The organism is Anabaena sp. WFMT, assembly GCF_051781005.1.
Classification (GTDB): Bacteria; Cyanobacteriota; Cyanobacteriia; order Cyanobacteriales; family Nostocaceae; genus Anabaena.
In genome coordinates this window covers 44,102-65,422 of sequence record NZ_JBPWOA010000054.1, presented here as the reverse complement: position 1 = coordinate 65,422, position 21,321 = coordinate 44,102, and the positions used below count along the sequence as shown (strand labels likewise).

The 21,321-nt window shown below is 38.0% G+C and carries 12 protein-coding genes; 8 read left to right on the top strand and 4 right to left on the bottom strand.

Going from position 1 to position 21,321, the window contains the following annotated elements; all coding sequences use genetic code 11:
- The first annotated feature begins 305 nt into the window (after window positions 1-305).
- Together ACSQ6I_RS26560 and ACSQ6I_RS26555 are read left to right on the top strand one after the other, a co-directional pair.
- On the top strand, window positions 306-707 hold the full coding sequence (locus ACSQ6I_RS26560; RefSeq protein ID WP_042466388.1) for a plasmid mobilization protein: 402 nt from the start codon (window positions 306-308) through the stop codon (window positions 705-707).
- 176 nt (window positions 708-883) lie between these two features.
- Window positions 884-2,674, top strand: a complete 1,791-nt coding sequence (locus tag ACSQ6I_RS26555; RefSeq protein ID WP_244887775.1) for a relaxase/mobilization nuclease domain-containing protein — start codon at window positions 884-886, stop codon at window positions 2,672-2,674.
- 376 nt (window positions 2,675-3,050) lie between these two features.
- Here the strand turns inward: ACSQ6I_RS26555 and ACSQ6I_RS26550 are convergent, their stop codons facing one another.
- Window positions 3,051-3,581 (bottom strand): hypothetical protein, encoded by a 531-nt coding sequence (locus ACSQ6I_RS26550; protein WP_438893203.1) that lies wholly within the window; start codon window positions 3,579-3,581, stop codon window positions 3,051-3,053.
- 48 nt (window positions 3,582-3,629) lie between these two features.
- On the opposite strand from ACSQ6I_RS26550, the gene ACSQ6I_RS26545 reads away from it, so the two are divergent.
- Together ACSQ6I_RS26545 and ACSQ6I_RS26540 are read left to right on the top strand one after the other, a co-directional pair.
- Complete coding sequence (locus ACSQ6I_RS26545; RefSeq protein ID WP_438893202.1) at window positions 3,630-10,211, top strand: hypothetical protein; 6,582 nt, start codon at window positions 3,630-3,632, stop codon at window positions 10,209-10,211.
- 44 nt (window positions 10,212-10,255) lie between these two features.
- Window positions 10,256-11,041 carry a hypothetical protein gene (locus ACSQ6I_RS26540; protein ID WP_438893201.1) on the top strand — a complete coding sequence of 262 codons (786 nt, stop codon included), beginning with the start codon at window positions 10,256-10,258 and terminating at the stop codon, window positions 11,039-11,041.
- A gap of 94 nt (window positions 11,042-11,135) precedes the next feature.
- Here the strand turns inward: ACSQ6I_RS26540 and ACSQ6I_RS26535 are convergent, their stop codons facing one another.
- A complete protein-coding gene (locus ACSQ6I_RS26535) occupies window positions 11,136-11,798 on the bottom strand; it encodes a Uma2 family endonuclease (RefSeq protein ID WP_438893200.1) in 663 nt (220 codons plus the stop codon).
- A 530-nt stretch (window positions 11,799-12,328) separates the two neighbouring features.
- Window positions 12,329-16,345: a hypothetical protein gene (locus ACSQ6I_RS26530; protein ID WP_438893199.1), complete on the bottom strand. Its 4,017-nt coding sequence runs from the start codon at window positions 16,343-16,345 to the stop codon at window positions 12,329-12,331.
- An 863-nt stretch (window positions 16,346-17,208) separates the two neighbouring features.
- Between ACSQ6I_RS26530 and ACSQ6I_RS26525 the strand changes: the two genes are divergently transcribed.
- From ACSQ6I_RS26525 to ACSQ6I_RS26515, 3 genes are all read left to right on the top strand, one after another.
- Window positions 17,209-17,601, top strand: a complete 393-nt coding sequence (locus ACSQ6I_RS26525; protein ID WP_015364289.1) for a PadR family transcriptional regulator — start codon at window positions 17,209-17,211, stop codon at window positions 17,599-17,601.
- 1 nt (window position 17,602) lies between these two features.
- Window positions 17,603-18,256, top strand: coding sequence for a hypothetical protein (locus ACSQ6I_RS26520; RefSeq protein WP_015364288.1), 654 nt, complete (start codon window positions 17,603-17,605; stop codon window positions 18,254-18,256).
- A 225-nt stretch (window positions 18,257-18,481) separates the two neighbouring features.
- Complete coding sequence (locus ACSQ6I_RS26515) at window positions 18,482-18,748, top strand: hypothetical protein (protein WP_015364287.1); 267 nt, start codon at window positions 18,482-18,484, stop codon at window positions 18,746-18,748.
- A 98-nt stretch (window positions 18,749-18,846) separates the two neighbouring features.
- On the opposite strand, the gene ACSQ6I_RS26510 is transcribed toward ACSQ6I_RS26515, so the two are convergent.
- The gene (locus tag ACSQ6I_RS26510; RefSeq protein WP_015364286.1) at window positions 18,847-19,794 is read right to left on the bottom strand and encodes a helix-turn-helix domain-containing protein; all 948 of its coding nucleotides are present in this window, start codon (window positions 19,792-19,794) and stop codon (window positions 18,847-18,849) included.
- A gap of 494 nt (window positions 19,795-20,288) precedes the next feature.
- On the opposite strand from ACSQ6I_RS26510, the gene ACSQ6I_RS26505 reads away from it, so the two are divergent.
- Window positions 20,289-21,311 (top strand): IS4 family transposase, encoded by a 1,023-nt coding sequence (locus ACSQ6I_RS26505; RefSeq protein WP_438893198.1) that lies wholly within the window; start codon window positions 20,289-20,291, stop codon window positions 21,309-21,311.
- Window positions 21,312-21,321: the final 10 nt, after the last annotated feature.

The following is a 21,321-nucleotide window of genomic DNA, read 5'->3' as shown; positions in this document are numbered from 1 at the left end:
TAACTAAATAAACTTTTTAGGTGGCAAAAAAGCAACCAATCCTAGCCAATCCTAGCCAATTTCCAGTAAGGACTATACATTTGTATATTAATTTACATACTAAGTAAATAGCCTTGAAATACCTACAGTAGAAAGGTTTGAAAGGTATAATCATACGTTATAAATTATACCTTAATCGTGTTTGCCTTAATTCCCGGTGAGACGCAAGCCATGTTTTGTGCATGCGTTATACTCGGACTCAACCACTCAAAATCGTATTTTCACTGCATTTTTTAGCTGAACAAGTTTTTTTGGAAATAATCATCATGCCAAAAAAAACTCAGAGAACAGATGGAGTTATCAGAACAATTAGGCTTTCAGTTCGTTTTGCTGCTGATGAGTACGAGCAACTTAAACAGAAAGCAAAAGAAGGCAGAGTGAGTATCACAGAATTTATTCGACGTGCTGCATTTCGACGGCGTGTTGTAGAATTGCCCCCTCCCCCTGAATTAAATTGGAAGTTGTACACAGAACTGAATGCTATTGGGGTGAATCTTAACCAGATAGCTACAGCAGCAACTCACGCATCGAAAACAGGACAAGCCGTCAATTTTGATGTTGAGCAGCTAGAAAACTTAGTAGAATCCCTGCGTACATCCATCAAGGAAACACAAATGCAACTACTGGAGTGTGGGGTGACAGTTGATGAACCAGAAGAGATTATTTGATTAGTCAAAGACATGATGAAGGCGAACTGCTTGCAGCAGCGCTAGTTCCCTCCGGGACGCTCCGCGTAGCTTGCTTCTCCGTAGGGGTACGCTATCGCTCTAAAATTCACCACATTTTCCAAAATCATTATCTCAACAAAGTATTCAGCCAACCCCTACATAACCCGTCGTAGAAAGTGCTGAAAGGAGTTCCATTGATTGGCAAACAGTTTAAAAATCACAGCTTTCGCTCTACCCTAGAATATGTGCTGGGTAAGGAGAAAGCCACCATGATCGAGAGCAATATGGGTGGAAATACACCCATACAACTAACTAAAGAGTTTGGTGCAGCCAGAAGATTTCGCCCCAATCTCCAACGTGCTTGCGCTCATGTCATTCTCTCTATTCCTCACCGCGATGTATCCCATAACAAAGGGGAATACCATGAACATTTGGAGGATGAGCAATACACAGAAATTGCCCAGCATTGGCTCAAGGCCATGAAATTCTTGGGAGAGGAATTAAATCAAAGCCAGTACGTTGTTGCCCGTCACCATGACACCAACCACGAACACATTCATATCATTGCTTCGCGTATCCGCATGAATGGCTCAGTTGTGCCAGATTCCTGGGATTATCGCCGCAGTGAGGTGATATTACGACAATTGGAGAAAGAGTACGGTTTGGAAGAGGTGTCTTGTAGCAGTGATAGGGTGGCTAAAACAGTGGAGAAAATTGGAATTGAAACAACTATTAGCGATCGCCATTCTCAAACCCAAAAACAAAAACACCACTCTTCCAATCAACCCCCTATTACCCAACTGTTGGCTGACATCATTGATGCAGCCACGAAAGACCAGCCAACTGTTACCCAATTGATACACAGACTTCAGCAACAAAGTGTTGTGGTTCATCCCCAATTTAGTACCGGGGGGTTGTTTAAAGAGGCGATCGCTTTCGAGTTGAATGGTGTCAAAGTCGGTGGGTATAAATTAGGGTCAGCATACAGCTTTCCAGGACTTCAGAAAAAACGAGGTGTATCTTATAACCCTGAGCGAGATTTACCAGCAATATATTCTTGTCAGGGTAAAAAACAGGTAGAAATGCCAACACCTGCTATAGAAACAACGGTAACAATATTGTCTTCGGAGGAAGCAATACCATTAACCAATAAAACTACGCATAAACAAGAAACTACTTCAGGAATTAGTGCGGCGCGGAATTCTGCACCAGAACTACCGGAAGTAATCACTTCCCTCACCGCAGACATATCACAATCAGAATTACATCAAGCTATTACTACACCATTAGCTAAAAATAATACAAATGAGGGTAGTCAAGCACTAATCGAAGTTGAGGAGGCGATGGCGGAACGTCAAGTTATGGCGAAACACCCACCTCTGGAGATCGCTCAAAATGCAGTAACGAAGATAATAACAGAACGCCAAGTTATGGCGAAACACCCATCGGCGGCAAACGACTTGCAGCAGCACTTGGCGATTGCGCGGAGCGCACTACCGGAGGCGAACTGCTTGCAGCAGCGCTTCGCTATCGCTTCTAGTAAACCTGCAAAAAATACTCTGGACACTGAGAATAGAAGCAAGGTTTCTGTAGACAACCCAGCTTCCGGTCAGGGGAGTAATGCAATACCTTCCAACATTACACCTTTGTTGAGCGCACACCAATCGGTTAATAGTTCAAAAAATCACACTAACAACATCAGCCCAATTATCAGATTTTTTTGGCAACAAGCAGGACAACCAGAAACATATTCAGGAAAATACTACGATCTTCAACTAGAGAAAGACATTCTCAAACTAAAACGCAAAAATGGGGAAGAAATTGCAGAAATTTCTCTCTATGATGACGCTGAAAGTAAAGATAAAGGGTTGACAGATGAAGATTTGATGATATTGGAAAGACTGAAAATGCTACTGTTAACCCACAACCGACAAAAAGAAAAAGAAAACAGCGGAGAATTGGAGTAAAGACAGTTATATCAAAAATGGGTTTGATTTATATCAAACGATATAAAGCGACAAACAAAAATTACCTCCAATTCTACTTTTTTTTACTAGCACCATCACTGAAATAACTTTTAGAATCAAATCTGAGGAAACTATTAGTAGTTATAGCGATCGCCCATGTTAAGTAGGTAGGCGTTGAAATTTATCGTTGTGGCAAGGCAGGAGGCAGAAGGCATTTTACATTTTGTTACATAACTTGTTTTTTTCGTGCCGACTTACTTAGGACATCAATTGATGATAAAACCCAGATAACAAAAGACTTTTCACACTGTCACCTGTCACCTATTCCTTGTGACCTCCTGTAACAGTGATGTATAAATTACCAAATTGGCAAATTTCAATACCGTGTTTCTGGTTCAAAAGGCAAGGTATCAACATCTTCAAAATTACGCAAATCTATTTCCATCTGCTTCCTTCTTTGTAAATAAGTTTTGTTGTTTGAAATAATTGCTTGCATTTGCTGTTCACCAAAATTTATGCCCTGTTCCGCATATCGAGCCGACAATTCATTGTAATTATCAACTTCAATTTTTTTACGACGTTCCATTTCTGCTAATGATTCAGCACTGATACCAATACTATGAGCATATTTCACATACTCTGGTTTCAAAGAACCATCAACATTAAATTGATGCTTCTCTTCTTCTGTAAAGAAATCGTAGGCAGTGTAATTGATCCACGGTTCAGGGTCAGTTTCATCTAATTTTTTTAACTGATCATAATTTTTCTTCAATGTCATAGCGTGTTGTTCAATAAGATGGGAAGGCATCCCCTCATCAATTAATTGTTGATAATACTTTTGTTTCAAATATCCATCTTGGTTGACTTTATTTTGATTGATATTTAGCCAGCGTTTTAATCTTGACATATTAAACCTCACAAAAATCTATTATTCATTAAAACTCAAATACTACTCATGACTCTAGAATTTAAACATTTTGATACTAGACTAAAGCAGTGGATTCATACAGATGGTAATGCCAAAAATGCTGATTCAATTTTAACTGAAAAACTAGATAATACACTTTTAGAATTCTTCTTACCAGAGAGGGATTTTTCCTTTGGACAAATGGATGAACACTGCACCGCAGAAGACTTAAAAAACCATCCAAATGGTGATGTGTTACTGTTTTCATCCAAAACTAGGCTACTCTATGGTTCACCAGAATGTTTAGAGGTCATTGAAAAACTCTGTCCAGATCGAAAAGACCGTGGTGCTTACGGTTCGATTTTTTTAGGCTCATGCAAAAACGCCATCCATGAAAAACTCAATATTTTAGTGGTAGATGATGCCACCGGAGAAAACGGAGGATTTCTTAAAAACGAAGATGCCTGGAAATTAGTAGGTGACTGCTACGGGCAAATTTCAACCGAGCTATACAATAAATTAACTAATAAAAACGAACTAAAAGATAAAAACTTTTGTGTAATTCAGCACCGATTTGGATGGAGAGAAAATGATGGAGAGGATACCAAATACAGATTTGGTAAAGGAACGTTGCGTCCGCAGCGTATCGAGGAACTTTCTTGGCGAAAAGATTCACCCAAAATTGACCTCATTATCCCCATATCTAGCTTTAAAGGAACGGATAAAGATAACCCATCCACACCAATTAAACCCCAAATCAAACCAGGTTTATATAATCAAACTATTTGGTTAGGTGAAAAATCACAGTCTCAAAAGGGTAAAACTGCCATTTCTCAACTACTAGCTTCTTTCCCCCAAGGTATAAAAGACTTTGCGGAAGAATTAGAAAAGCAAGCACAAGAACTTGCAGAAATTCAGAAAGACCCTAGAAAAGTCGCACAGCTATATTGCGAAAAATACGAAAAACGCAAAGCATTTATTGGACAGCAAAAACCAGAGCAATTAGAGAATGAAACACCAGATAAACCAGTAGAGTTATATAACGATAATCCTAATTTAGATGATTTACAAGAAGATAGTGAATCTGAACAAGATGACTTGTTAATGTACAAAATTATCAAAGCAGACTTACTTGGCCATAACCAACTGTTAGAAACTGAGAAAGTTAAACAAGAACTTACACGATTTGTACAAAATGAATGGCGGGATATTGCCCTTGGTCGTGTCCTCACATTTGACAGGGGAATGATTATTCCCTCCAAAGAACTTAAAAATGGTGAAATTTGTGTACCTTGGATGATAGAAGGTGAAAAAATCCTGAATTTTCGCTCACCTTTTTTAAATGCTAATGGTTTATGTGTTTCTATCAACAAACATATTGAAGATTACTTAGGACCAGATGGCAACCCCTTGGCAGGAATTATTATCGTCAACGATGAAGACCATAAGCGCATTCAAGCTAGGATTGAAGCCCTAAAAGCACAAGGTATTGAAACCGAAGAATTAGACCCCATAGAAACCGAATCAGAACGTCAAGGTCGAGACTTTGATGGTGACTGTATTGGTGTGGAATTAGCCAGTAAATATCCAAATTTTACCGCCGAAGCTGAATACAGAAATCTGCCTGAAAATGCTTATGCTCCCACAGTCAAACTGAAAAAGCAATCTTTTTACAGAGAAGATGGTACACAACCTGAATTTGAAGAAATCGCTATTCACATGAGCGATGGTATCAGCGTTGGTATTATCAATAATCATGTGACAGCACTGGAAGCTTTAGAGTCAGAAATTGAAACTTTAATAACTTATGGGAATTCTCAACAACAAACCGAATATTTAGACCAAGTTGGTAGTCATTATAAAAAATTAGTCAATTTAGAAAATAATCAAAACCATCCTCAAGCCATAAGGGAAGAATACAGAGAACAGATGCAGGAATTTCTCAAACTTGCATCTGTTCAAGATAGAAATTCTCAAGTGATAGAACAAGCAATGGCAATTAATCGGAATATTTACCGACAAATGATTGAAGAAGCTTGTTTCCAAAATCAAATTGCGGTGGATTTATTTAAAAGTGCCAAAAAACCTGATATGGAGGTAATAGCTGAAAACAAACGCTATCTTTATCGAGATGTTAATTATATAAAAGATAAAAAATCTTCATCTGCTTACTTAAAGGAAGGCATTAACACTACTGGTTATTCACCAGTGGAGTTACTAATTAACCAAGTTAATAAATACTTTGAATCATCTGCTTTAGAATCACGTCCTATTATCCAATTCCAAGATTTATTTAAAGGTGTAGAATTTACTCCTCAACAAAAATTTCAGGCTATATTAGCCAAACAGGAATTTGATGATAAATTCAATGTAGCTACCAGATTGAATAAACGTCGAGAAACTGAACAAGGACCTTATGCTGTTGTCAAAACAAGCAATGGTACAGAAATTACCATCACTAATCTTACTCGCTACGAACATCCAGGAATTTGGAAAGGTTCTACACTCAATATTCGTTTAGAAGAAATTCCAGAAAAATATCGGTCTTTGCAACGTCCCCATACTTTGTTAGCAATAGCGCAAATTGATGGAGAAACGGAAAATGGAGAAGCTAAATATTCAAAACTGGGAACAGTTAGTCAACAATCTGTAATTGACTATAAACTTAAACCAGGAATGATAACTCAGGGAGCAACATTAGTTGAACTGAAACCTGAACTGAGAGAAAGTCAAATCAAATTATTGTTTCAAGAAGCTTATGCTGTTGCTGAAAATTTCTATAATTTAATTCCTGAAGACCAAAAATTACCAGCCGCCGCCGCAACATGGAATATATCAGCTTCTCGACAAGATGAATTAGAACAAGGAGATAATTCAAGTTTAAACTCTCGTAAGAAAGTTTCTAACTTTGTATTTGCAACTTTTGGTAAGGAAATAGTTAGCCAATTAGATAAATTACAATTTTCACAACTCAAAGTATTAGGAATTGGTAAGGAAGGAGATAATTTTGTTGGTAGAGAATGGAATCCGCAAGAAAAATATTCGATAGAAATACAAGCCAGTCGCTATCCTCCAGGACATGAAAGACATAATTCTAGATTGGTATTTGTCAAAGACAATGATGAAAAATACAAAGAATTTGCTGTTTTGGAACAAAGAACAGGCCAATTACCAATTGGTACTCAGGCACAAGCATATATTACACCTGGTGAATCTTATACAGCCACAGCAACTATTAATTTACCATCACAACCACCAATCAACATTACCATTAGAGAAATTAGCAAATTTTCTCATGCAGGTAAGACTTTCAATAATGAACAAGTCACACTCGCTATTGGTAATGTAGCAGTTCCCATTGACACAGCTAAAATTAAATTAGCTGGTCAAACGTTAGGAGAATTGGATAATGATTCAATTCAAGAATTAAGAAAAATAAATTATTTAGCTAATGGGAATCCGCTACAACTTAAATTAAAATCTATTGGTGATAGTCAACATGAAGGTGGTTTTATTATTGCTGAATCACCTCATGGGAATTTGTTGAAAATTAATAAGATTAATGTTTATGATTTTAAAGGTCAAGTTTTTACTGGAGAAGAATATAAAAGCGTTAGTTTAGAAGTACCAACCAGTAAAAATAGGGATGCTGTTTTTCTCAATGGAGAATTATTAGGAGTTCTTCACTATAAAAAAGATAAGGAAGCACTACAAAATTTGGGAGTGCTTAAACATGGTCAACAAGGTTCTGTGAATTGTACATTACAAAGTAATTTTTCTCACACTTTTATTAATATTGAACCCAGCACATTACAATATCCCCAAATTTGGACAAAGGAATCTCAAGCTTTTCAAGATAATTCCCAATTAAATACGGTAACAAAGCAAGAGGTGATGGTTGAAAAAAGTTGGCTATTGCTGGAGAAGATCAAAGAACGTCCGACAATGTTGTTTACTAGTCAGGAAGATAAGGTACTGGGATTAATAGGAATAGCAGTGGACAACCACAAAACAGAATTAGTTCAAAATTGGTTTAAATCTAAAAATATTGAATTTAATGTTTTACCTCCACAAGAGGTACCACTAGAAACGAAAAAGGGTCTTTCTGTAATTTACTTGGTTAGTAGTACAATTCCATCTGATGATTTTGATGCTTTAAAGGCAAAGTTTGGAGAACCATTAAGTGCTGACGGAAAAAATAGTGCTTACAATCAATATCTTAATTCCCTTCCCAATAGACCACATATAATAGGGGAAAAACTCGATAAAGTTCAGGAATTAGCTACAACTACAATACCTGTTACAGTTACACCCAATTTATTAAATAACAATCCACCGCAGCAAATAATTGTAGTTCCTGAAAATCTGCAACCTACAGCAGTAGCTGAGGTATTACCTGCTAATAGCACTACTGTCTCCCAACCTGAAGAAAAGGATGTTGTGATTTCGGGTAAACCTGTGCAAATGGTGTTTCCTCTGAAAATGCACGGTGAACCCAACGCTTTACCTGTCAGCACTACTATTGATGCTATGCGCGGATATGGTAGATGTCATACAACCAGGACTTATGAACCGTACAAAGCTTATGGGTTTAAAGAGGGAGATATTGCGATTGCCTCCGGCACGTCTTTGATGATCGCTGAAAACGGGCGTTCCGCCATCGCCTCCGGCAGTGCGCGAAGCGCGATCGCAATATCTACTTCCCAACAAGTTGCCTTTCGAGTAGGCAAGCAATACCGCATCACCCCAGAAATGATTGCAGATCCAGCATACCAGCAACAATGGACAGCAATGGAAAAACACAGCAGTCGAGAACTGGCCACTTTTAGGGATAAACCTGAAGTATGGGGACTGCATACAGAACCACTGGGAGATTATGTCAACGGAAAAATTGTGCCTTTTCCCAGCGCAGACCTTGAACAGTCATTAATTACACCTGCCATACCACCTTTATCTACAGCTACACCCCCAGCTACTGTTATTACTTCTCCGGTGAATATCGGTTCGAGAAGTTCTGACCCTCTAGGTGCGGCTATGACTAATCCTACTGTTAAAGCCAAGGAATTAGGCAAAATCCAAGGAGAATATCCTGTATCTTTCCGTGATAACGCCGCAGTACCCGCCGGCAAATATGGACTAGAAACTTACACCCAAGATAAACCTGCTGGAGTGCCTTTTGTCTCTGCTGAACAAGCTTACCAACACTACAAAACTACAGTACCTTTGGGAGAACCACGAATACAGCTAATGGCAGAAATCATCCAAGCCAAGTTAGAACAACACCCCAAGTTGTTTGCAGCTATTACCCAAAGGGGAGGTGTGGAATGGCTGGAAAACTGTACTCACTATGTCACCTCCAGCAGAGATAACTACTGGGAAGGGAAGGGTAAAGAATCTCCATTTATTCGCGCTTTGATTGAGGGATATTCTAAAGTGTTGGAAAATTCTCAGACTATTCAAGCATCCTCAGAATTGCCATTCAAGGAAGATGTAAAATCAGTTACTACACCTCAACCTCAAGATTCTGTCCAAGAAATTGCTACTTCCCCCAAAACTTCCAACCCACTTGCTAATCTTCAACCCCTAAATGCTGCTGTAGCAACGCATATGCAAAAAGATGTGGCAATGGCTAAAGTAGCTACTCAATTCATTGGTATATCATCTGCACCACCTGAAACACCCTCTAGCACCCGTAATTATCAACAAGCTTGGGGGGAAAGGGCAAACACAGGTGTGTACTCAGCTAATGACACGATTATGGTTTCAGGTTCTGGTCCTTGGAGGGGTGTTACTCAACAACAAATTTTGGAAACTTTTAATAAACATTATGTACCACTGATTGATCAGGCGATCTCTTCCAAAAGTTCTTTTATAGTGGGTAATGCTGCTGGTACTGACCAACTGGTAAAACAATATTTAGAAGTACAGGGATATAAGCTGGAAGCTGTCAACGATGGGTACACACGCGCAGTCAAGCTAGAACAAGATACTACGCTTACCAATCAACAACCACAATCTATTACACCAACGGCTTCAGAAGTATCTTCCGCAATACCTACACAGCCATCATCTGTGATGTCATCTCATGGGCTAAAGTTGCCTAACTCTACACCCGTTTCCTCATCCAACATTGTTCAAAAGGAGGTAGTTGCTGATAAAAGTATTCACGATCAAGAAACAACATTAGAAAAATTAAGAACTTGGTATTTGACTGCACAAAAGTTAGGTAAGTCAGCAGAATATATTGAGCGAATTGTAGAGGTTGGTAATGAATTTAAATCAGGTGCAGGATTAACAGAAAAAGCAGTCTTAGCAATGAATAATGATTTTCAAGAACTACATTCTATCAATCGTCTTACCCAAATTGCTCAACGAATGGGGGATGTATTTGGCATTTCTCAAGATAATGGAGACGTTATAGTACAAGGTAAAGAATACTTGATTTCAATCAATAACTCTCATAAAGATTTAACGATTATAAAAAAAAATGGAACTGTTTTACTCGATATTAAATTAGGACAAATTAATCAGAGTCGAATATCGGCTGAAGTTATTGATGTATTTGAGAAAATCAACAATAATATCAATCAATCTTTAGCATCTGTCAAAAATCAGTATCTTCAAGTTTAATATTTAATCAATTTAGTTTTTATTCAATTGATTGGCATAAATTTATGACAACTAATCCTTTAACTATACTCACTGAAGAATCAAGTAAAATATCACCTGATATTTCCCCTGCTAAAACTGCTTATATGTTAAGCCAACTTCTCGAATATGTTGATTACAATGAATTAGAATCAATTCCAGCCACAGAAACTGTAAGCATTGAAGAACAAAACGATGCTATCAAAACCCTGGCATCTATTATTGCTAGTCTTAACTCTGGAAGGACTGTGGAAGAATCTATTTTAATAGAATTTGAACCAGACGATATACAGTTAGGAAATCCAGAGTTTGTTCCTGAATCAGCAGTAATGTTCGTAGATGATTTAACTGGAAATAAAACAACGGAATATGGACAAGATAATTTCACTCAAATCAATTATGATTCGATTATAGTTTTGGAAGATGAACAAGAAGAAAACAAAACAGAAATATATGAAGAAGACATTATATTATATGTTATTCCTCTCATAATGGCAAGGTTAATAAGCGAAGGAAGTTTAATAGAAAATAGTGAAGATGGAGAGATTAGGGTTTATCAATCAGATGAATTTACTGCTTCACTACAAGTTACAGCAACAGAGGAGCAAATTTTAATACTGAAAAGAAAGCAACATTTATATTCTGAAACCGAGGTTGCTTTAAATGCTATTAGAAAAACAAATTATGCTCAGTTTCAAGTTACCACAAATCAATTAACAGAAGGAGAAATAGAAAAGTTTAAACTGATAGCGTTAATGGAGTATAATCAAAGTAATCAATTACTTAAAAAGGAACAAGAGTTAGGAGATTAAAAGAATTTAGGACTTAATCAATAAATCCAAAACATTGATTAATAAAAAGTTTCCAAAACTGACGGTTATCAATTAACAGTCATAATTCAAAAATTTACAATGTATTTGGGTCAATTCCCCTTGCTTGTAATCTAGCTAAAAGAGCTTGCAATTCTTCCTCTTGGGTAGAATATCTGTTACCATTTTCGTCATACCAATATAACCATTCCCTGGTTCTACCTTGATAAGTTCCCTGTTCCCTACCAATACCTAAACCTACCTCTGGCATCCAAATTTTATCCCCTGGTTGAAGGATGTATTCACCATTGACTAAGCGGTAAACTTCTAAACGTTGACGTTTTCGACGTAGGCGTGTAGGGGCATAAATGACATAATATAAAATGCCTAATTCTGCATAGTCTAATTTCTTTTGCTCATATTCGTAATTGTAAGTTTGAGAAACAATTTCTAAGGCTAAAATTGGGGGAATACCATCTTCTTCCCAAAGTACATAACTAGAACGCCCATTTTCACCAACAAAGCGTTCCACTCCCAAACTTAAAAAAGCATCTGGGACTATGGCAGGTTTACTTCCTGCATAATAAACTCCCATATTAATACCAAAAAACCAGTCATCGCGCTTTTGCCAAATATTGACTAGGATGGCTAATAATAAGTTGGGAATTAAAATTTGTAGTTCGTTATCCACTGGGGTATCGTCTGAATCTGGTAATTCTGCTGAAGAAGGTAAACAATGTAATGTATTGTAATTTAACATATAGGACTCCTATTTAATTTTGGCGAAACCAGGTACATCTTGATTCCTTCTTTCCTGTCTTCACGAAAATTATGGCTTACACCACACTTCACGAACGTGAACACTATAGGAATCAAACTGAATTCCTATAAATATTTAACTGTTAACAGTTCATTAAAAAAATGACTCATATCATTCCTATTTGTGAGTTTCACTACTCGTTAGAGATACACTTATTATATCTGTTGGGTTAGGAAACAGAAAATGGGAGCATCCCAATTTTGAAAAAAATAAACGTAGCCACACCAAAAACTCTCTTGCCTTAGTTTACTACACCCTTATAACGGGAGGCTTGGAACAACGGGCAAAAGCCTCCAGCATAGAAGAAAAGCGGAGCTTATGCCTACGGCACACTACGTAAACGCTTTAGCAATACGCACGTGCGTCCTTTGCAGTTCAATTATATGTAAGTATCAGCTATCAGTAAGTGGCGTAGCGATTGGCTGACGGTTGAATACTTACGATAAAAATAAACTTACATATTTCGGATGCTACCCAGGAAACAGAGAATCAACTTTTATCAATTCCTGAAACCAACATTTAGGCAATATTGAAAGTAAAGCAGCGATAATCTTCGACTGCGATTTAATTGGCATTTCATCTAAAAAATACTGCCAATCAACATCATCTAAATGTTTATCTATTGCAAACACTTTTTTAACTATTTCCTGATGAGATTTCATCTCTAAATCTTGCAGACTAAAATCTATATCTGTCATTTCCAATTCCTCTTTTAAAACATCGCTCATATCATCCAAATTATTCCTTTTGCTATTATTACTATTTAATAGAGAAAGGAATATTTTTAACCATTGTTTCCAACCTCCTCCAAACTCAGTTACTAATTTGGAAATATAACCCTGACTCATACCAGAAACTGCTGCTACAACTGGTTGAGTAATCTTTTGTCCCTGTAACCAAAGGTCTTTAACTGCGTTTTCAATTTTCCACCAAGATTTCTCATCTTTACAACCAGCTTCAATTGTCATCTCTGCTGCTTGTGTATATTTGATTTCATGTTCTAAAAAGCTCAAATCGTAATCAGCACAAAAATAAAAATAAAGCTCTGATTCCCAACGATTATTTACTCTTAATCGGCCAATAGCTTGGATAATTTCAGATTGCGTAACCCAATCAATAAATTTTTGTAAATCTTGATTTATTGTTGAACTAACTAACTTATTATCTTTTCTAGGTTTTAAAGTCAGATATAAGGTTTCTAAATGCCCGATATTCTGATAGGGAATCCCAAAAGTAGCTAAAGCTGTAATTTCTTGGAAATCGTTAGAACCGCGACTGTCTCTAAACCAACCACCATCTTCATTTTCACAGCATTTTACAAAGTCAATAAATTTAATATCACTATGACGAGACAATAATTCTTCTCGCAGTGCGCTGACTCTTTCTTGACAGTAGGAAGAACGATTTTTAGAAACTTGTCCTAATCCAGTAATTTGGATAATTTGTAAATTATTGGGTTTGCTTATTTCTTGCTCTACAGTTAAAATTGCTTCTGGTTCAATATCAAACCACCAAGCTACATACTCAGGTTTGGTAGTAGCATCTAAGTAAACATTCCATTTTGTTGATTTGGCGTTCGTTAAAGACGTGCCGGAGGCAATCGCACTATGACGTGGGTTACGAGTTGTCACACTGAGCTTACCATTATCAATCCGAATTGCACCGGGAATTATTCTACCCCAAACTTGTAAAAATGGTACAAACCAGTTAACTACTATCTCTGTTTGAATTTTATCCACTAATTCAGAAATAGGATTACCAAACTGTTTTCGCACTTTTTTGGGTAAATCACTTAAATCTACTCCATACCTACTGGTAGAGTTAAAAATCGGTAATAAATCTGGTTGTAAAATCTGCATTACTTCTGTAATGATTTCATCTAAATTTTCTGGTGGTTTACCCAACATTCCTCGGACACCAGAATCATTCCAACCGTAGTAAGGTTGTTGAACATCTCCTGTTATACATTCTCTTAAAACTGCCCACATTGGTTGTAATTGCAGACTGATTTCAGGAGAATTAGTCATTAACTCTGCCATTACTTGATCAATGTCCCGTAAATTGGCAGTGATAGTATTAACTGGTTGTACCGTCTGCATAACTTCATCCCAGAAAATACCGCTAGTTGACCAGTCGAAATCTTCTGGTTGGGGTGCGCTGTCGGGATGACAACGAATGCGATCGCTCTTGAAAGTCTCTTTTCTCAAATACCGATGTCCAAAACCTGCTCCAGCAACACCACGACAAGCTTCTAATAAGTGACAAGTAGCGCAGATAGGATTTTCTGCACCTTCAATAGAGTCTAAATTCTTGCTGCGTAAAACATTAAAAATTTGACTGCGATGACAATTACCTTTTGTATCTGGTGTTTCTCCCTGCTTAGGCCATCTTAGGTAACGTTTACCATTTGGGGTAGTATCCCAAACCATACCTGAATTACGTACATCCAGATATTCATAATTGCGCTCAATTGTTTCTGTACTGACATTGCGAGCATGACTGGTAAAGTACCATAACTTTTCTACTCCCAATGCTTTTGGTAAAGCTGTTCCTGCATCATGGCTTTTAAATGTACCAGTGGGACTTTTATCTAAAATGTGTTTCCAACCGGCTGCAATAGCTTCAGCGTACACTTGCAAACGCTGGCCTTTTTTGAAGATAATTTTTGGTGGCTGTTGTAAATTGCCATATTTGGGGAACTTCCCAGGTTTGTACTCAATCACCTTGCATGGTGCAATGGGTGAGGATAAACCTTGCTCATCTTCTGAAAGCAGTTGTTTTTCATCAGGTTGTGATATTGGGTTTAGTTGATTTTTGATAACTTCCCCATCTGTGGAAAGTTTTGTTTTTCCGTCTTCCCTATTCTCTATTCCCCTATTTGTGGTTCTCCCACCCAAACCATCATGATCAGTATTTAACCCACGGGATGAGACAGAAAAATCACTCTTGACAACACCATCACCTTGTGAGGCTGCGTCAAACCTCTCAACCTTATCTTTTTTCTCTCCGTGTTCTCTGTGTCTCTGTGGTTCATTTAACCCACCGGATACTCCCGAATTTTGTTGACCAAAACCTTTCTTGGGACGATAACGCTCCATAATCCGTCCAAACCAGAGCTTGAGGTTGTAGAGCATTCCCCATTCTCGGTCTATTTGAGCAAGGGATTTTTGTACTTGTTCTGAACATCCAGCAAAAAACTCTTCTGGTGAAATTGTTTCATTATGCCAACTCACCACTACCTGATATCCACCTTTACGGCAGTATTCAACGCCTTTTGCATACTGCTGAATTAAATCTAGATTCTCTGTAGAGTTGGTAGCGGGTTTTAGGGTAATCAACTTATCCTGCACCAACTGGAATGAACCTTGTTTGAGTAGTTTTCTGATTTGCTGATGGATATGATGGCGATTCAGGTAAGCAGCAGTGCTAATTAGTTTAATCTCATCTTGCCGACCTACGGCCAGTAATTCGTCAATGTCTAATTGCTCTTTGGTTTCCAGTTGTCCCCAGTCACCCACAGATAGAGAATATCTCCATTTACGGCACTGTTGTAGAGTATCTTCATTAGCTTGAGCAATGTGGGGATTGAGTATTGCACCAGCATCAGGCATCAGCCGAATTTCTTGGGGACGTAACCGCTTGAGGTAATCTTTCAGAGTTTTGTGACCATAGCGTGCTGCAACTGCTGTACCAATGACGGCAATGTCAGTTTGCCCAGAACGCCACAAAAACACGGCGGTGAGTAGAGATTTGAGTGCGCCTTCGCAGAGAATTACTACTTTCACCTTTTTGGCGTTTGGATGTTTCCAGCAAAACAGAGGTAGTTCGCCATTTGGTAATTGGGGTCCGCTTCCTCCTTGGTAGGCACTACTCAACCAAATGTATTTGGGTTGAGTTCGCAAGGTGGCAATTTGAAAGCCGGTGATTTGAAAATTGGGGTCAAGGGCTGCGATCGCTATTCCTTCTCTCCCCAATAGTTTACCTTCAGGTGAAATACCCGTAAGAGCCGACGTTACACCCGCAGGGGAATAAGCTCCAGGTTCCCAGCTTCTCACCCAGCCTAAGTCTTTGAGCCAGTTAATTTCTTGAGTAGTCAACTGTCGTTGTTCTTGGAGATGGGAGAAATGTTGAGTACCCAAACTACTCACTGTGGAGTTTAAAAGTAATCGGTTTTGGCGATTGCGCTCCGCGCAGTGCAGAATGCAATCGCGTTCCTCAATACTCAACCCCTTGTTTGTTTGTCTACTATCAGCCCGTTTTTGAGGCGAATACAGAGGCTTATCCTGGTTTTGAGCATTTTGGTTATCTAGAACAAATAAACCGCCCATATCGTTACGCAGGGGCTTGATAAAGCGATAACCAGCCGGGGCATCATGTTGGCTGAAACTCCGTAGGCACTCAATTAAGTTATCTGGGCGAATAGCGCAACCGTGATGGTTGCCACAGATAGGACAAGGATTGCGTTTGGTGGTGTATTGACGTTTCATGGCAGCGCACTCAAAACCAGGTGAGTAGTCCCCGCAGGGCTGGAATAGATGTTCTGACTAGCATACAACCCCGTTTTGAGTAGTTTTTTTTCGGCCATATCTATATAATGTGCAATTTTTAGGTGATTTTGGTGGTTAGGGGGTTAAAGCTTTATTGAGTAAGGGTTTCATGAAAATCAATTATCACAAGGGGGGGAGTTAATTATCACAAGTGGGGGAGATAATGAGTAGTCGAAAATTGCCCTTTTTTATTCTCAATAAGGGTGAGTGGTTTTTATTTTTGAACGTAATATTAATAGTTGTGAGCTTTATTGTTGTCAGTAAGCTGGATGTTTATCACGAGTGGGGGATTTAGCGATCGCTCCTTATGGTGGTGTTGGGGGCGATGGCAGAACGCCCGCCCGCCGGAGGCGATCACTTGAGGGGGACTGTGACTTAAAGGAAAAGATTGCGTGCGGCTCGTTGAGGTAGCCGGGTCAGGAGGGTGACTTGCCTGCTTAGGTTAACCGAAAATTAAAGGATAAAGTTGCCGTGAGTCCATGACTAAATAAGAGTTTTGAGCTTTGCGATAAGCGTTCGCGTAGCGTCTCTTAGAGAAGCTTAAGCCTTTAGCTATCGCGCTATGAAAAAGACAGAAGCTAGTTAGGCTTTGGGTTCGGAAAGCTTATCCTTTAAGTCGCACCGTGATTCGGCTACCAACGAATCGCACCTCATTCTATGTAAATATAGCGTCGCAGACATTAGGTGGATGCCTAAGCCTAAGTCCCTCTATCCAAATAATTTTTTACCAGCACTTGACATCCGGTATATCAAATTTGTAAAATACATCGTTATTACATATATCATCCACTAGCAAATAATTCATGGCTAAAAAAAATGAAGAGTTAATCACCCTGTCAGCTCTTGAAGAAGACCTGCTGACAGTGTTGCGTGGCAAAGAACTATACGGACTGCAAGTTATGAACGCCATTAACGAAGCTAGTGATGGTAAGCGCCAGATAGGATTTGGTAGCCTGTACCCCACACTCCATCGGATGGAAAAAAAAGGTTTAGTTAAATCTCGTTGGGGTGAAGAAACAGACCCAGAATCAGGTGGTGCGCGACGCAAATATTACGAAATTACTGGTTTAGGGGAACAGGTACTTAGAGAAACTCAGGAATACCGCGCCCATCTTGCTGGATGGAAACCAGTTTTTATTGAACAATTGAATTTTGTACAACTACTACCTAATCAATTGGGAGTAGAGGGGGTGTAGTATGGAATACTTGAATAATTTTTTGAAACAAGTCCCCAAACTCCCAATAATATTTCAAATAGTGCTGTTACCAGTATTATTCATACTGTGGCTCATACTATGGGTCTTTCCAAGATTATTACTAATAATCTTGTTTGTAATTGGATTGTGTTGCAAACAACAAATCAAACCTTTTATAGAAAGATTTGTAGAGCAGAAAAACCAAGGTATTAATCAAGCTTTAAACAAGATAGAAAAAATCTATGAGATACAACTTCAGGTTGCGTTCAATAATGATTGTAAAGATATTGATGGCAGCATTCTTTTACAAACTCAGCAGGATATAAAAAAAGCTATCAAAATTTTCCAGGATTCAAGAGAAAGTTTACAAAATGCCAACGTTGAATTTGATGAAGCAATCAAGGATTTTTTTAGCGAGAATCAATCATCTACAAGAAAACTTAAATTACCTGTTTGGATTGGAAAAAAACTTCCAGAAGACTGGCGCAGTGACCTAGAAGAGTTACAGAGAAATTGGATAAAATCTGGATGTTCAGGATTAGTTTTTCATCTCAGAACCACTCGGTGTTTGCTAGGAATGGGTTGGGCTAAATTAAGAATTAGGTGGGAAGATTACAGGGATGGTAATACAACCAAAAAAGTTGGTGATAAATAGATGTATATCTATTTAAAGTGACTAAATTGCTTCCAACTCAATAATTCACAATTTTTGAGTGAATTATATATGTTTAACGGTTTGATTGTCTTCTGGAACAGTGAATTAGTTGATTCCCGTTCCTCTAGCAGATGTCAACGGTACATAAATAATTAGAGCAAGTCGGGGAGCCTGAAAAACGGATAGACTCGCTCTCTATTTCTACATAAATTATGAAGTAACAATATGACAGATAAAGCCAATTCGATTGTTAACATTCAGTCTCATGATAAGGTAATGAACAAACCTGTTGCAAATGCCTACAGCATTTTGGGTAAAACTTACGCTCAAGCTTTACCTATCATTGCTACTGGAGGAATCGTAGCTCTATTCGCAATATGGGTAATTGCAGCATCCAGTTGCGGAGGGTCAGTTAACTTTAAGCTAATCCCTTTAGAATTTCAATTGATGAAGGGAAATTGCAGTATTCCGGCTGATGTAGGGAAGAAATAATTTCTTTAGGGCAGAATTGTACATGATTCTTTACTCAATTCCATGAGTGCAAATTTTGATACTTTTGCCCTAATATCTCACCTGTGAGTTAATAATTATTAATGAAATGAGATACCAAAAGCTTTGGATAACATTGACTTCTCCAGACCTTTTATTGAATCCTTCGTGACTTTGTTAATGTCTTCTAGTTCGTTATGGTCATAAATATCTGGTACTGAGATAGTTAGTGGGCCACGAAGTGTAATTGATAAAATAGAGGCAAAGCCAGAGGATACTGTTGCGGGTATTGGTAAACATTTACCTTGGTGCATTTCATCCCATACAAACTGTAATAGAGATCTGTAAAACTTGAGAAGCACAACATCTCCTTTGTTTTGAATATCTAAAAGAGGTTGCTTGAGTAGGTCATCTAAAATCTGTTTAATAAAAAGCAACATCTCTCTTGTAGTGATAATTTGACTCTCAATGGGGATTTTAGCTTGAAGTAATTCATAACTAGGAACTAAATTTTGCGCTATCTCATAAATGGATTGGCACGAGTTAGCGAGTTTTTGAACTGCATAGTATTCAGTTGCATTTGGATTAATAGGGCCAGAAGTAACTGGGCGCAAAAAGTAACCAATCTCCCTAATTAACCGCCTATTGCAAATTTCATCCAGAAAGCTGCTGTTATATGCCCACACCTCAAACCATTCTTGGTACTTTCTTAAAATCCCTTCACGATAGTCTAATGGGACTTCTTTATAAAGGAACTGGAGTAGGGGAGCTGTATTACTACAGAAACTGTACAATTCACCTAATTCTACAGACCTAATAAGATTCTCTTGATTGTCCTCTTCCATTTGTAATCCCTTTCTAGTTGACATAGTATCTAAAGCCAATATCGTTTTTGCATACAGACCAGTACACTTTCTCTGTCCGGTCTCCCATCTAGCAACAGTTACTGCATCCACTTCTAATCGAGATGCAAACTGCGCCTGAGTCTCTCCAAGTGAACGTCGGATACGTCTCACTTCCTCTGGTTTCAGGTGATAATTCGATGACATCCCAAGTATCCTCTTGAGCTTTGGTTATTATCATAACCGATATATAACCATTGGTAAAGTGATTTAACTAACAAAGTGCTAACAGTAAGGTTTATCCCCTCACCTTGGGGAGAAAGTGGCGAGCGTGACATCGTAAGTGAAGGATTTAGCGATCGCCTATGGCTTACGCCACGCTGCGCTATCAGCACTGCGCTCCGCGAAATCGCCTTTCAATGTGGTGTTAGTGGTAATTCCTTGAGGGGGAGTTAGTGAGTAGTCGAAAATTACCCTTTTTTATTCTCAGTAAGCGGGAAGTGTTATTTTTCTTAAACGTAATATCAACTGTTTTGGGCTGTGTTATTGTCAACCCTCAACACCTTGACACAAAATACCTAAAATCTTGTTTAACTCCTTAATATAATAATTCAGAAGTGTTGAATGTTAAGAAAAACCTGATAAAAATAGCCCAAAATATGTTAAATTTTGGGCGAAGGATTAAAATATTTTGATTAACCATGATCATAAACTCATTTCCCAAGATTGTCAAAAATATCCTGGGAGGGCTACCCAAAAATGATTATCCTGTTTTGAACAGCCGTCTTTTTGTTGAGTGTTGGTTGGCTTATGCTCTGGATAATAGCTTAACGAGTATGCGGGATTTATTTAAACGATTAAATAATACAGGATTTGATGTAGATATTTCCACATTTTCCAAAGCCAACACTCATCGAAGTCAAGAAGTATTCCAGAAAATTTATCATCAATTAAATCAATTAGTCCAGAATAAAGTCCACAAAAAGTTACATAATAAATATGCAATATGTCCAATTGATTCAACAATTATTACATTGACAAGTAAGTTACTATGGGTGCTAGGTCATCATCAAGTAAAACTGTTTAGTTCCCTCAATCTGTCAACAGGCAGTCCAGAAGATAATTTGATAAATTTTGGTCATGACCATGATTATAAATTCGGTTCATCAATGATGTCTAATTTACCACCAGATGCAGTTGGGGTAATGGATAGAGGATTTGCAGGGCTAAATTTTATGCAAGAGTTAGTGCAAAAAGACAAATATTTTGTAGTGCGAATTAAGAATAATTGGAAACTAGAATTTAAATCAGAAACTGGATTAGTCAAAATCGGTTCATCGACCGATGCTCCCGCTTACAGGGTAATTAATTTTTGTGATTTAGAAACGAAAACTGAATTTCGCTTAGTCACGAATTTACCTGCCGATGGAGAGGCAGCAGTTACAGATGATGAAATCAGAGATATTTATCGTTTACGGTGGGGAGTTGAACTGTTATGGAAATTTTTAAAGATGCACTTAAAACTGGATAGATTAATTACCAAAAATGTTAATGGTATTGCTATTCAAATCTATGCTAGTCTCATCGCTTATCTGATTTTACAACTTGTATCTGTTCCGAAAGAATGGGGTGAAAAGATGTTAGATAAATTCCGCTATCTTCAGGCTTGTATGTGTCAACAAATCAGTTATGTTCATTGGATGGAAGATATTATGAAATGTTGACATTCTCACC